Raw genomic sequence first — 12,756 nt, 5'->3', positions numbered from 1 at the left:
AGGCCATTAGCCGCCTTGTCTCAGCATGAGCACCGAGACCAAGGTGGAAAGAGGAGAACGCCACGTTCGCGAAGGCAGGGCACGCATTGCTCGCCAGCGCAAACTCATTGATGAGATGACGCTCGACGGCCACCGGACCGAAGTGGCCCGAGGTCTATTGCAAGACTTCGAGGCGGTGCAACGCGAACTTGAAATGCATCTGGACTTCCTGCGCACCTTCAACTGATGATTGTTCGACATTGCGCGTCTGGCGCATCGGAGCCTGGCTCAATAAGGCTCAATTTGAATTTCAAAAAATTGGCTCCTATTTTAGGCCGGTGACCGAAGCGCCTATGAATGCAGGGGTGCAAGCGATGGCTACGCTGTTCGGAAACCGGAAGCGCTATCTCAAGGCTCTCCGGATCGTTGCCGCGACAGAGCGTTCAATAGGGCGCTCCGCCACACGGATGGCGACGTGCCACAGCTTGCTCGAATTGTCTGAATCGCAGTTGCAGAAACCAGTACGGACGATGTTTGAAACGTCTGCCGTCCCTAAAGGTGAAAGCGGCCCGGCGGCCCTGTTGCCGCCGAAGCCAGGCAAGCGCGATCCCTATAAGAAGCGCGAGAAATCTGATATCGCTTAGCGATGAGGGAAGCCGTTCTAGCGATGCTGGAGCAGCATGTGCTTTTGGGCGAGCGACATATTGCGCGCCAGCGCGAGATTGTTGCCGACTTCCACCATAAGGGCTTCAGGGCAGACTTAGCCGAAGACCTTTTGACCCTGTTCGAGCAGATGCAGCGTCTGCACGTCGCTCACCGGGATCGGCTTTTGAATTCAACGCAAGGCTAGGCGAGGTCTTTGAGTCCCGGTAGCATGAGGGAATGAAGCGCAGCACGATCTATGCCGTCTACCACCCGCCAGCGAATGGCCTGCCGTACCTGGCCGTAGTCATCGCTTCAGATGGAACGGCTGCCGCCCGTCCATTCGATACGGAGCAAGAGGCCGCAGCGTTCAACAAGCAAATGGCAGCGGCAGGACATCCCGGCAAGGCCAACCATTGAACCACTTACCCAAGGCTACAGGCCCTGTACCGTTACCTCTGGAGGTTAAAAAGCCCCAGCGCTGATGCAGGCGATTCTGGGCGAGCGCCGGTTTAGTCAAGAGATTGCTAATATGTGCGAACGGCATGGGAACAATTGATCGCCACCCTCGTTGAAAGGGCTGGCCGGATGCCCTTGTGTCCCAATCCCCTCTTCCGGCTAGCCTTGAAGCCAAGCCCGCTGCTGTCCCCTCGGCAGCGGGTTTCGCCTTAGTGCAACAGCATGTAGGCGCCCATGCCGGCCACACGCGGCCGTGCCGACCATATCGCTGCCGGTAGCGCCAGATCGCGCCGGCGAGCATGACGGCGCTAATCGCGGCGATGTAGAGCGGGACGAAGGGCATAACACCCACTAGAAGAGAAGAACCGGCGGCCGACGTATACTTTTGCTGGGGCGCATTGGGGTACTTGAAAACGTCGGCCGCCGGCCTCGGCGGGGGTGCGTCACGAATGACGCAGAGTCAGTTTTGGGTGTGATTAGATCACCCTCAATCAGATTGCCGGCTTATGGTGAACAAGCGGTTACTATCCACAGTTCGTGCAGTCTGAGCGCTAAGCGGCAACTATGCCCGCGCCTTGGCACGCTTAGCCCGCCAGCACTCGGCCCACAGCTACTCCTACGCCAATCGCGATGCCGGTAGCCAAGCTTTCCGCCAGGCGCACCGCCAATGCCGTATAGCGCCCGCGTGCGGGGCGCTGTGCGAGGATCCGAGCGAGTTCATTGAACGTGTGTTCCATGGCTGCCACCCATTTTTCTGACGACGTCGGATCGATTCCACATAACAACGTTGGAGTCCAGTGGAGAAGTTTTAGGCGTTTTCGCATATCTAGTTTGACTCTGTAGGCGTTTTCGCCTTGGCTTTGTTGCATGCCGCTTTACCGCTTTAATGTCATTGCAGTATCGTTATAATTGATACTTGCGTTCCCCGCTGATTGCGGCATTATAGTCGTTGCCAACAGGGGCAAAGGGGATTCGGGCATGAAACAGGCAACACAACAAATCGGGCTAGGCGCGATCGTTACCATGACGGGCGCGGTCGTCGGCACCAGCAGGCACCCAGACGGGCGGACTTCGTATCTCGTCCGGTACGACCGGAAGGGCGAGATAGTAGAAGACTGGTTTTTCGCGGAAGAGTTTGCCGACTTGGGCTTTGACGACGACGATTGTGCGGCGCCAGCGCTCCGAGCAGTCGAGGCGGCGGCATAGGCTTTGCCGCATAGCAATCGCGCGGCCTTTGATCAGCAGTAACCCGAAGTCGACGCGCCGCGCGAGGCCCGCTTTCCGAAGGGGAGGCGGGCTTTTCATTGATGGGTTATCTGGCTACAATCTGGCTGCAATTTTTATAGCCACCTCTGGGGGAAACGGCTAACTCTTTGTTTTAATTGGTCGGAGTGGCCGGATTCGAACCGACGACCCCTTGACCCCCAGTCAAGTGCGCTACCGGGCTGCGCTACACTCCGGACCGGGTGGCGATGTATCGTGATAACCCGGTGCCGGTCAACCGAATTCGGCAGCTATTTCGCCAGCGGCACCGCCGCCGGGCGCACCGCTTGCGGCGCTGCCAGTCGCAACGCCTTCTGATGCCGGTATTCGAGCGCGATCGCGCCCCAGATCAGGCCGAGCAGCAGGTAGACATGGCGCCAGTGGTCGATGTCGATGAAGGTGCCGAGCCCGATATTGCCGATGAAGGCGACATAGGCGCACAAGAGATAGGGCTGCCAGGGCCGGTCGCGCAGAAGGATGCGGAAGCCGGCCACGATCGTCCACACTGTCAGCGTCAGGAAACAGATGAAGCCAAGCCAGCCGTAGTCCATCAGCATCTTCAGCCAGATGTCGTGCGTGTCCTCGCCAAAGATGGTGCCGAACACCAGCGGGCCGATGCCGAACGGATGCTCCATCGCCATCTGGAAGCCGATCGTGTAGCGGGCGAACCGGCCAAGGCGGGCGGTGTCGTAGCTTTGCTCGAGATGGGCGCGGCTGGAGAACATCTCGGCCACGCCCGGCAGTTGCAGGATGACGACCATGGCGATGACAAGCAGCGCCATGGCGGCGACCGTCATGATGACCACGCGCAGCCGGAACTTGCCGCTGTTGCTCTGCAGGAAGAGTGCGCCGGTCAGCAGCACGGCCGAAACCGCGAACATGCCCCAGGCGCCGCGCGAGAAGGAAAAGAAGATGCCGGCGGTGATGACCAGGAGCGGCGCGGCGACCAGCGGCATGCGCGCGACGGGGCCGGTCAGGAGCAGATAAAGCAGGTAGACGCCGGGCAGCACCAGGAACGGCCCGAACACGTTCGGGTCCTGGAAGGCGCCGGCGGCGCGGTCGTATTTGGTGAAGACCTCCGCTCCCGGGAAGGCGTGGAAATAGCCGGCAATGCCGAGCAGCGCGGTCAGCACCGCCGACACCACATAGGCGGTGAAGATCAGCCGGTAGAGACGAGGCTGCACCGACGTGACCGCGGCAAAGAAGATCGCGGTGAAGGCGAGGAACATCGACACGGCAAGATAGAGCGGCGTGTTGGCGAGGTTCGCCATCTGCGTCATCGAGATCATGCCGCCGATGTTCATCACTATCAGCAGCACCAGAAGCGGCACCGCCGCCCGCGAGATCCGCAGGCCGAACAGCGCCCACACCGCGATCAGGCAGACCATGAAGAGGTCGTAAGGCGCCGGTTCGTCGATGACGAAGCCGGAAAGCAGGACGCCGAAGAACACCGCGGCCGATGCAATCAGCGCCGCCAGCTTGGCGTTGACCGCCTGAGGCGGCAACTGGTTGACCGCCTGGGGCGGCAACTTGTTGACCGCCTGGGGCGGCAACTTGTTGACCGCGGCCGCCGGCAGCTCATGGGCCACCGCGCTCAATAGGCGTTTTCCGTGTTGAGCAGCCGCACCGGGGTCAGGAACAGGATCCTGAGATCGAACAGCAGCGACCAGTTCTCGATGTAATAGAGGTCGTATTCGGTGCGCATGCGGATCTTCTCATTGGTGTCCATCTCGCCGCGCCAGCCATTGATCTGCGCCCAGCCGGTGACGCCGGGCTTGACCTTGTGGCGGGCGAAATAGCCGTCGACCACCTCGTTGTAGAGAAGGTTGTGCGACTGGGCGGCGATCGCATGCGGACGCGGACCGATCAGCGACAGCGAGCCGAACAGCGAATTGAAGAACTGCGGCAGCTCGTCGATCGAGGTCTTGCGGATGAAGCGGCCGACGCGGGTGACGCGCGGATCGTTCTTGGTCACCGTCTGCTTGGCGGTCGGGTCCGAGCGGTCGGTGTACATCGAACGGAACTTGTAGACCTCGATGACCTCGTTGTTGAAGCCGTGCCGCTTCTGCTTGAACAGCACCGGCCCCTTGCTGTCGAGCTTGATGGCGATCGCCGTCGCCAGCATGACCGGCGAGAAGACGATGATGCCGATGATCGAGAACAGGATGTCGAAGGCGCGCTTCGCGACCGAATCCCAGTCGTTGATCGGCTTGTCGAATATGTCGAGCATCGGCACCGAGCCGATGTAGGAATAGGCGCGCGGGCGGAATTGCAGCGCGTTCGAATGCGCCGACAGCCGGATGTCGACTGGCAGCACCCACAGCTTCTTCAGCAGCTGCAGCACGCGCGATTCGGCGGTCAGCGGCAGCGACACGATCAGCATGTCGATGCGGGCAATGCGCGCGAAGTCGATCAGCTCGGAAATGTTGCCGAGCTTGGGATAGCCGGCGACGATCGGCGGCGAGCGCTTGTCGCCGCGATCGTCGAAGATGCCGCAGATGCGGATGTCGTTGTAGGGCTGCCTCTCGACCGAGCGGATCAGCATCTCGGCCGACTTACCGCCACCGACGATGACGGCGCGCCGCTCCATGCGTCCGTCGCGGGCCCAGCGCCGGATCAGGTTGGACATCACCAGCCTGAGGCCGAAGATAAGCACGAAGCCGACGACAAACCAGGTGCCGAACAGGAGGCGCGAGTAATCCTCCGAAATCTTCATGATGAAGGCCGTCAGCGCCATCAGCGCGTAAGTGCCGGCCCAGACCAGGAGCACGCGGCCAAAATTGGCGATCGGCCGCATCAGGGCCGAGACCTGGTAGCTGTCGGTGACGTCGAGCAGCACCACCGCCAGGAACGAGGCCGCGGCGATCGTCAGCGGGTACTGCCAGGCGAGATATTTGAAGAAGCCGACATAGTAGACATAGACGCAGAGACCCGACAGGAACAGCAGCGCGAACTCGACCATGCGCAGCACGCCGCTGACCATGATCGGCGACATCGTATCGCGCCGGTATTGCGAGGCGACCTGGCGCGCCACATCGTTGAGGCTGCTCGATGCTTCGCTCGGGGCAGGGCCGTCGAATTTGCGTACCGCGTCCATGGAAAAGCGGTGTGCGGGGTCGATCTCGTTCATTGGATTGTCCGCGGGCTTCGCTCAGCTGAATAGCAAAAGAGAGCTAAGAAACCCTTGAGACAACCGATGGCTTTGAAGCGGTTGCCACCCAGCGTTGAGGAAAAGGGCGCTGATCGGCGTGAAAAATACTTGAGATCAAGCCGACCACGCTCTAGCGCCGAAGCGCGGCAAAATAGGCCTTCTCGATCTCCGCCGCCATGACGTCGGCGCCGAAGCGTGCCTTGAGGTCGGGCGCCCCGGGCATCAGGCGCTGGTAGGCGCCGAGATCGGCTAGCGCGTCGCTCAGCCTGTCGCCGAGCTGGTTCGGGTCGGGCCGGATCAAGGCGCGGGAGGTTTCGCCGAAAATTTCCGGAATGCCGCCGACAGCGGTGGCAATCATCGGCTTGCCGGCGGCCAGCGTCTCCAGCACGATATAGGGCATGGCCTCGGCGCGGGATGGCACGACGATCAGCTCCGCCAGCGTGAAGGCGTCCCTGGCCGGCATCGGCGGCAGGAAGCGGACATGGCCGTCGAGGCCGAGCCGTTTCACCTGTTCGTGGTATCGCGGCAGGTCGTCGCCATCGCCGACCATCACGGCGCTCAAGCGTCGGCCAAGCCTGTTGCCGGCCAGCGCCAGCGCATCGATGAAGATGTCGGGACCCTTGAGGTCGCGCATCATGCCGATATAGAGCAGGTCGGCCGCGTCGGGCACGCTCCCCACCGGTTCGAACTCGACCGCGCGCAGGCCATTGTAGACCAGCGTGTTGGGGATGGGTGGTTCGCCCACCTTCCTGCGCCAGGTGCGGCGCTCGTAGTCGGAGACGAACAGCAGGCAGTCGGTGAAGCGCGCCATGAAGCGCTCCAGCGCGAAGAACAGCTTTCCGGTGGCCGTGGTTTCGTCATAGTGGAGGGAGCCGCCATGCGGCGAATAAAGGCGGGCTACGCGAGACCTGGATACCCGCAACAATGAGCCGAACAGCCGGGCATAGGCGCCACCCTTGGCGCCGTGCCCGTGCAGCACGTCCGGCCGCAATTCCTTGATGATTCGGTAGGTGCGCCAGGCCGAGGCGAGGTCGCCCGGCCCGACATGGCGCTGCATCGGCGTGCGATGGATGCCGAGCGCCAGGCTGTCCGTCATGCCCTCGAACAGCCGTTCCTCGAATTCGCCACCGGTGGTCGAGTCGCAGACAATGCCGACTGAGTGACCCGAAGCGATCTGCGCCTCGGTCAGGTCGCGCACGTGCCGGAATATCCCGCCGACGGGTGAGCGAAAGCAATGGACGATCCGCAATTGGTTCGCCACGTTGGTTGTCAAAACAGCCGTTCGCGGACGTAGACGGTATCGCCGGGCAGCAGCGGATCGGATGTGACCACCCGTCCGGTCATTACCTTGCCGTTGATGTCGCGGGTGATGTCGACGCTTTCCTGGTTGGCGCGCGGCGAGAAGCCGCCGGCGATCGCGATCGCCTTTTGCACCGTCAGGCCCGGCACATAGGAATACTGGCCGGCAGCACCCACTTCACCCATGACGAAGATCGGCCGGTAGCGGTCGATCTCGACCGAGACATCGGGATCGCGCAGATAGCCTTGCCGCAATTTGTCGGCGATTTCCTTCTCGAGCTGCTGGGCGGTGTGGCCGCGCGCCGGCACGGCGCCGACCAGCGGCAAGGACATGTAGCCGGACTGGTCGACACTGTAGGTGTTGGTCAGGCCGTCCTGCTCGAAGACCGTGACGCGGACGCGGTCGCCGGCGCCGAGTCGGTAGGGCTGGTCGAGCACCTCATGAAAGGCCGCCGGCGTCGGCCGGTAGCTTGAGCAGCCGGCGAGCATCGACACGGCAAGCAGAGCACGAAAGAGGGAGGCAGTGCTTTTCATGGCCGGTCACGAACCTTCATCGCTGGCCGCCATATGTTGCGGCAAACCCCAGGGAACGGAATCCGTTATCGTCCTGTTAGGGTTAATGGCCGGTAAAGGTTTGCCGTCCGCGGCGGCGGCGGTCGTCAAAAAGCGTAGCTATTCTACTGTCTTTGCTGAATGTTCTTCAGTCGTCTCTAATAGGGGTTCGTACTGATCTTAACGGCTGAGTTACCATAGTTGTTTACGGTCCATCCTAGACTCAAAGTTCGGAGCAGGATGCATGTCCGTTCAGTCCGCGGCCGCAGACGTCGATGTCGATCTCAGGCAGCTCTTCGCCAGTCTGGCGAGGAACTGGCTGCGCATCCTGGTCGTTGCGCTCGCCGTCACCGGTCTGGCCTTCGCTTTCGCCTGGCTCGCCACGCCGCACTATAAGGCTGAGACGAAGCTGCTGATCGAAACCCGCGAATCGGTCTTCACCCGGCCTGACGGCACCAGCAACGACAGCGAGAAGCCGATTCTCGATGAGCAGGGCGTGGCCAGCCAGGTCGAGGTCATCGCCTCGACAGACATCCTCAAGCAGGTGGCCGCCAAGCTCAACCTGTCGCGGCTGCCCGAGTTCGACGAGGCGGCCAAGATGTCGGCGCTCAGCCGGCTGTTGGTCATCGTCGGGCTGAAAAGCGACCCCAACGAAATCCCGCCGGAAGAGCGCGTGCTGAAGAAGATGCGCGAGAAGCTCAACGTGTACAGCGTTGAAAAATCTCGCGTTATCGTCATCGAGTTTTCTTCTGAGGATCCTCGGCTCGCCGCCGACATTCCGAACGCCATCGCCGACACCTACATTTCCGTCCAGGGCAACGCCAAGCTGGAATCGAACGCCGCCGCCACCGACTGGCTGGCGCCTGAGATCGCCGACCTGTCGAAGCGGGTCAAGGATGCCGAGGCCAAGGTCGCCGACTTCCGCGCCCAATCGGATCTGCTGATGGGCGGCAACAATGCGGTGCTGGCCACCCAGCAGCTTTCCGAACTGTCCACCGAACTGTCGCGGGTGCGCGCCAATCGCGCCGCCGCCGAGGCGACCGCCGACAGCGTGCGCAAGGCGCTGCAAAGCGGCGGTTCGCTGGACGCGGTGCCGGAAGTGCTGAACTCCGACCTGATCCAGCGCCTGCGCGAGCGGCAGGTCGAGCTTCGGGCCAACATCGCCGACCTCTCCACCACCTTGCTCGACAATCATCCCCGCATCCGCGCCCTGAAATCGCAGCTTGCCGATCTCGACGGCCAGATTCGCAACGAGGCGCAAAAGATCATGAAGGGCCTGGCGACTCAGGCGCAGACGGCCCAGGCGCGCGAGAACCAGCTCCTCGGCGACGTCAACACGCTGAAGGCCGCATCGGCGCGCGCCGGCGAGCAGCAGGTCGAGCTCGACGCGCTGCAGCGCGACGCCAACGCCCAGCGCCAGCTGCTCGAATCCTACATGACCCGCTATCGCGAGGCGTCCTCGCGCAGCGACCGTAACTATCTGCCGGTCGATGCGCGCATCTTCTCGCGCGCCGTGACGCCGTCGGAGCCGTATTTCCCGAAGATCGTGCCGATCGTCGGCGCCGCCTTCGTCGCCTCGCTGCTTCTGATGGCGATCGCGACGCTTCTTGGGGAATTGTTCTCGGGCCGCGCCATGCGCCCGGCCGCCGGCGCCCGCTTCGGGCGAATCGAGCAGGTCGAGATGCCGGTTGCCCGCGTCGAGCCGGCACTTGTCGATGCCGGGCTGGCCAGGGATCGCCTGGCTGATCGAGAGGTTCAGCCGGAGGCCGCCACCGCAGCGGACGCACTGGACGAAAGCGCCGCGCCGAAACCCTCGGCGCTGGGCGAGATCGACATCGAGAAGGCGGCGGAGAAGCTGATCGCCTCGGGTGCCGCGCGGGCCATATTCGTGTCGCCGGAAGGCGACGAGGCCGCCGCTTCGGCCGTGCTGGTGGCGCGCGAGGTCTCGGACGCCGGCCTGCGCGTGCTGCTGCTCGACCTCACCGCTTCGGGCGCCGCCTCGCGACCAATGCTGGACAGCGCGCTTTTCCCGGGGATCACCGATCTGCTTGCCTCCGAGGCGCAGTTCAGCGACGTCATCCACGCCGATCTCTACTCGGACTGCCACGTGATCCCGGTCGGCACCGCCGATCCTGCCCGCGCCATGCGCGCCGCCGACCGGCTGCCGATCATCATGCAGTCGCTGACCACCGCCTACGACCTTGTCGTGGTCGAATGCGGCCCGGCCGACGCGCAAGGCATCAGCCGGCTGGCGGGCGAGGCGACAGAGGTCTTCCTCTCGATGCTGGAGGCGGACGACGAGGTGACACAGGCCGCGGTCAAGCTGATCGAGAACGGCTATCCCGAGCTTACCTTGGTGACGCCGCTCGGCCACGAGTCGCCGGGAACGCCGGTCCCGGGACGGCGCACGGCGGCATAAGACAGGGATCTGCTCCGGCCGCCCGCCGGCGCAGAGCTCCACGATCCCAGCGCTTCTATATGGCTAGCTGTCGTCCTCGCTCGCAGGGGCCGCCTGTCCGGCGGCCTTGCGGCGCAGCATCTTGGTCAGCTTCCAGATGAGCGGGCTGTTCTTGATGAAGGCCTTTATCCGTGCGCCCTGCCGCATCGCCAGCGCCAGCGCGCGGCCTTTCAGCGTCAACGGCGCCATCACCTCGAAATGCTGCGTCTCGACATCGCACCAGAGCCGCTTATAGGGCTCGTCGCCGACCGAGAAGTCATAGACGGCGAAGCCCGTTTCGCAGGCTTCCTGGATGTTGTCGAAGAACAGGAAGTCGCCGGGGCTGGTGAAGGCGAGATCATCCTCGGCGATCGCCCCGAACTCGCAGATCAGGCGCTTGCCCGACAGGCTCGATCCGGTGACGGCGCGCAACTTGCCGGCGACCTCAAGCCCGTGCAGCACGAAGGATGGTTTTGTTTCGGCCAGCGCTTCGCTGAACAAGGCGCGAAAGAAGGCACGAACTTCCGGCTCGCCGAAGACATTGGCGATGCCCATCTTGCGGAAGCGGACCTCCTTCATTTCGAGGAAGGCATCGAGCAGCCTGTCCACATCCTCGCGCGTGCGCGCCTCGATGCGGCGGAAGACACCGACCGCCTCGAATTTGCGCGTCTGCGAACGGTGCTTCTTGCGCTTGCGCTTGCCGCTGGCGCGCGCCAGCAAGGCGTCGAAGCCGCCGTCGAGATCGACGCCGAGCGATAGATTCGGGCTCGGAAAATGGGGCAGGGCGGCGAGCGGATTGGCGGCGCCGTCAAGGTCGGGCAGCAGCCGCTCCAGCGAGATCAGGTCGATGTCGGGCCGTGCCCTGGCGATGCCCGCCAGCATCGAACGCATCGCCGCGGCGTTGGCCATTGGCAGCCAGCCCGGTGCGACGGCGGCGAAATTGCCGTTGGCATGGCGGCCGCCCATGAAGCGGGCGACGCGGAATGGTCCACGACGAACGACTTCAAGGGCCAGCGCAAGCACCGGCTCGTCTTCCATATGGAGTGCCGCGACGACAATGTCGGGATGAACCGCTCGCGCCCAGTTGCGGATCCAGCCGTCACTTTGCGCCGGCGCAAACAGCGCAGAACCGCAGAATCCCGCATAAGTTGCAAGCGCCGCAGCGTCGCCGACGGTAACCGACAGGCCGGCCTGACCGACCGGCGAGGTGCGTGGCGACGTCTCGCTCGCGGCCAGCCGATTGCCGTCAAATGACGCGCTAGCGTCAACCATACCTCAATCCTTAAGGCGTATTGGTCCCAGTCAGGGGGTACGCGTGGGCGCGTTCCGTGCTTGGATGAGCCTAGGCGCAAAAGGTGAAGGAATGATCGACGGGGGCGAGGCAATCCGGAAACTGGCGCTGAACCTCGCCCGCTACACCGGCCTTGCGCCACTGGCGAAGCCGTTTGTCGGCGGCATCGGCGCCATTCTGATGCTGCACCGGGTCACCGCGACGCCGGAGAAGCCGAACGGCGTCAACCGTCACCTGAACATTGCGCCCGGCTTCCTCGATGCCCTCATCGCCGACATGAAGGCCGAAGGCTACGCCTTCGTCTCGCTGGACGAGGCGATCGAACGCGTCGCGTGCGGCGGCAAGGGCGGCCAGTTCGCCACCATCACCGCCGACGACGCCTACCGCGACAACATGACCGAAGCGTTGCCGGTGCTGGAAAAGCACGGCGCACCCATCACCATCTATGTCGCGCCCGGCCTGATCGACGGCGCCGCCGACCTCTGGTGGGACGTGATCGAGGATATCGTCAACGCGCGCGACCGGCTGACGCTGCCGACCCTAGACGGCGCGGTGACGATCGATTGCTCGACCCGCGGGAGGAAACTCCAGGCCAACGCTCGCCTGCATGGCTGGCTGACGGTGGAGGTGCGCGAGGAAGACCAGCGAGCGACGCTGCGCGAATTTGCGCGCGTGAACGGCATCGATCTGGCGACAAAGCGCCCGAGCACGCTGATGAGCTGGGACGAGATCCGGGCCATGTCCGGGCACGGGCTGGTGACGATCGGCGCTCACACCGTCAACCATCTCAACCTGAAACGGCTTTCGGAGGCCGACGCGCGGCATGAGATCGGCGATGTCCGGCGCATATTGCTGGAGAAGCTCGGTCAGGAGCCGCGCCATCTTGCCTATCCCTATGGCTATGTCAGCGCAGTCGGCTGCCGCGAAGTGGGCTTTGCCCGCGATGCCGGCTATATCTCGGCGGTGACGACGCGCCACGGCGTGCTGCGCGCCGAGCATGCCGGCTTCCTGCATGCCCTGCCGCGCATCTCGGTCAATGGCCGCTACCAGAGCGTCGCCCATATCCGCACCATGTTGTCGGGCGTGACGACGCCGCTCGCCAATGCCGGCAAAATGGTGGTGACGATCTAGGTCTGTCGATATTCAGGTGAGGCCAGCGCATGCCCGCGCTTTCTTGCGCACGCTCCGCTCCGGTTCTCGGAAATCACCGTTTTCGACTCGGCCTGACCTGAATCTCAACAGACCTTGGCCGCCGCCGGTCGATCCCGCGGACTATTTCCTGGCCTTGGACTTGTTCAGGCTCACAGCCGCGCGAACAAGTGCCTTCAGAGCCTCGGCGTTTATCGCATCGCCCTCGTGGAAATCGATGGCGCGCCTGGTGTTGCCGTCCAGGCTGGAGTTGAAGAGGCCGGAGGGATCCTCCAGGGCAGCCCCCTTGGCGAAGGTCAGCTTGACCACGGCCTTGTAGGTATCGCCCGTGCAGATCATGCCGGCGTCCTCCCAAACGGGAACGCCTCTCCATTTCCACTCCTCGACGACGTCGGGATCGGCCTCCCTGATCAGGCCGCGGAGCTGGCTGAGCATCCGGCCCCTCCAGTCGCCCAACTCCTCGATCCTGGCGTCTATCAGCTGCGAAGGAGACTTGCTTTCCGGCGATGCGCTATTGTTCATGGTTGGCTGTCA

Annotated in this window: 13 protein-coding genes and 1 tRNA gene; 7 read left to right on the top strand and 7 right to left on the bottom strand. The window is 63.4% G+C overall.

Going from position 1 to position 12,756, the window contains the following annotated elements; translation table 11 throughout:
• Positions 1 to 25 precede the first annotated feature (25 nt).
• The 5 genes from EN786_RS13015 to EN786_RS12995 all read left to right on the top strand — a co-directional run bounded on the left by EN786_RS13015 (position 26) and on the right by EN786_RS12995 (position 2,286).
• Positions 26 to 226, top strand: coding sequence for a hypothetical protein (locus EN786_RS13015; protein WP_127406782.1), 201 nt, complete (start codon positions 26 to 28; stop codon positions 224 to 226).
• Between the two features lie 13 nt (positions 227 to 239).
• Positions 240 to 623 (top strand): hypothetical protein, encoded by a 384-nt coding sequence (locus EN786_RS13010; protein WP_135908548.1) that lies wholly within the window; start codon positions 240 to 242, stop codon positions 621 to 623.
• Between the two features lie 23 nt (positions 624 to 646).
• On the top strand, positions 647 to 829 hold the full coding sequence (locus tag EN786_RS13005) for a hypothetical protein (RefSeq protein ID WP_246688736.1): 183 nt from the start codon (positions 647 to 649) through the stop codon (positions 827 to 829).
• Between the two features lie 32 nt (positions 830 to 861).
• A complete protein-coding gene (locus tag EN786_RS13000; protein ID WP_135908544.1) occupies positions 862 to 1,041 on the top strand; it encodes a hypothetical protein in 180 nt (59 codons plus the stop codon).
• A gap of 1,017 nt (positions 1,042 to 2,058) precedes the next feature.
• On the top strand, positions 2,059 to 2,286 hold the full coding sequence (locus tag EN786_RS12995; protein ID WP_127311300.1) for a hypothetical protein: 228 nt from the start codon (positions 2,059 to 2,061) through the stop codon (positions 2,284 to 2,286).
• Between the two features lie 177 nt (positions 2,287 to 2,463).
• Here EN786_RS12995 and EN786_RS12990 read toward each other — a convergent pair.
• The 5 genes from EN786_RS12990 to EN786_RS12970 all read right to left on the bottom strand — a co-directional run bounded on the left by EN786_RS12990 (position 2,464) and on the right by EN786_RS12970 (position 7,327).
• Positions 2,464 to 2,540: transfer RNA gene (locus tag EN786_RS12990), tRNA-Pro, on the bottom strand.
• 54 nt (positions 2,541 to 2,594) lie between these two features.
• Entirely contained in the window at positions 2,595 to 3,848 is a 1,254-nt protein-coding gene (locus tag EN786_RS12985) for an O-antigen ligase family protein (protein WP_127311301.1), read from the bottom strand.
• An 89-nt stretch (positions 3,849 to 3,937) separates the two neighbouring features.
• Positions 3,938 to 5,473 (bottom strand): undecaprenyl-phosphate glucose phosphotransferase, encoded by a 1,536-nt coding sequence (locus EN786_RS12980; protein ID WP_127282148.1) that lies wholly within the window; start codon positions 5,471 to 5,473, stop codon positions 3,938 to 3,940.
• A 151-nt stretch (positions 5,474 to 5,624) separates the two neighbouring features.
• Positions 5,625 to 6,755, bottom strand: a complete 1,131-nt coding sequence (locus EN786_RS12975; RefSeq protein ID WP_127282147.1) for a glycosyltransferase family 4 protein — start codon at positions 6,753 to 6,755, stop codon at positions 5,625 to 5,627.
• An 8-nt stretch (positions 6,756 to 6,763) separates the two neighbouring features.
• A complete protein-coding gene (locus EN786_RS12970; protein WP_127282146.1) occupies positions 6,764 to 7,327 on the bottom strand; it encodes a polysaccharide biosynthesis/export family protein in 564 nt (187 codons plus the stop codon).
• A 262-nt stretch (positions 7,328 to 7,589) separates the two neighbouring features.
• Between EN786_RS12970 and EN786_RS12965 the strand changes: the two genes are divergently transcribed.
• Positions 7,590 to 9,764 (top strand): exopolysaccharide transport family protein, encoded by a 2,175-nt coding sequence (locus tag EN786_RS12965; protein WP_135908541.1) that lies wholly within the window; start codon positions 7,590 to 7,592, stop codon positions 9,762 to 9,764.
• Between the two features lie 63 nt (positions 9,765 to 9,827).
• On the opposite strand, the gene EN786_RS12960 is transcribed toward EN786_RS12965, so the two are convergent.
• Positions 9,828 to 11,054 (bottom strand): GNAT family N-acetyltransferase, encoded by a 1,227-nt coding sequence (locus tag EN786_RS12960; RefSeq protein WP_127282144.1) that lies wholly within the window; start codon positions 11,052 to 11,054, stop codon positions 9,828 to 9,830.
• Positions 11,055 to 11,145: 91 nt separating this feature from the next.
• Here EN786_RS12960 and EN786_RS12955 point away from each other — a divergent pair, with 91 nt between their 5' ends.
• Positions 11,146 to 12,204, top strand: coding sequence for a polysaccharide deacetylase family protein (locus EN786_RS12955; RefSeq protein WP_127282143.1), 1,059 nt, complete (start codon positions 11,146 to 11,148; stop codon positions 12,202 to 12,204).
• A gap of 141 nt (positions 12,205 to 12,345) precedes the next feature.
• On the opposite strand, the gene EN786_RS12950 is transcribed toward EN786_RS12955, so the two are convergent.
• A complete protein-coding gene (locus EN786_RS12950; protein WP_127312049.1) occupies positions 12,346 to 12,744 on the bottom strand; it encodes a DUF1801 domain-containing protein in 399 nt (132 codons plus the stop codon).
• Positions 12,745 to 12,756 lie beyond the last annotated feature (12 nt).

The organism is Mesorhizobium sp. M4B.F.Ca.ET.143.01.1.1 (assembly GCF_004792275.1).
GTDB classification, from domain to species: Bacteria; Pseudomonadota; Alphaproteobacteria; order Rhizobiales; family Rhizobiaceae; genus Mesorhizobium; species Mesorhizobium abyssinicae.
Note: the sequence above shows the minus strand (reverse complement) of the source record. Positions and strands in the feature narration are given on the sequence as shown.

Excerpts from the sequence above, each read along its gene's own strand:
- EN786_RS12965 (WP_135908541.1), top strand. The coding sequence starts at position 7,590 with ATGTCCGTTCAGTCCGCGGCCGCAGACGTCGATGTCGATCTCAGGCAG.
- EN786_RS12960 (WP_127282144.1), bottom strand. The coding sequence starts at position 11,054 with ATGGTTGACGCTAGCGCGTCATTTGACGGCAATCGGCTGGCCGCGAGC.
- EN786_RS12970 (WP_127282146.1), bottom strand. The coding sequence starts at position 7,327 with ATGAAAAGCACTGCCTCCCTCTTTCGTGCTCTGCTTGCCGTGTCGATG.
- EN786_RS12995 (WP_127311300.1), top strand. The coding sequence starts at position 2,059 with ATGAAACAGGCAACACAACAAATCGGGCTAGGCGCGATCGTTACCATG.
- EN786_RS13015 (WP_127406782.1), top strand. The coding sequence starts at position 26 with ATGAGCACCGAGACCAAGGTGGAAAGAGGAGAACGCCACGTTCGCGAA.
- EN786_RS12950 (WP_127312049.1), bottom strand. The coding sequence starts at position 12,744 with ATGAACAATAGCGCATCGCCGGAAAGCAAGTCTCCTTCGCAGCTGATA.
- EN786_RS13005 (WP_246688736.1), top strand. The coding sequence starts at position 647 with ATGCTGGAGCAGCATGTGCTTTTGGGCGAGCGACATATTGCGCGCCAG.
- EN786_RS12980 (WP_127282148.1), bottom strand. The coding sequence starts at position 5,473 with ATGAACGAGATCGACCCCGCACACCGCTTTTCCATGGACGCGGTACGC.
- EN786_RS12955 (WP_127282143.1), top strand. The coding sequence starts at position 11,146 with ATGATCGACGGGGGCGAGGCAATCCGGAAACTGGCGCTGAACCTCGCC.
- EN786_RS13000 (WP_135908544.1), top strand. The coding sequence starts at position 862 with ATGAAGCGCAGCACGATCTATGCCGTCTACCACCCGCCAGCGAATGGC.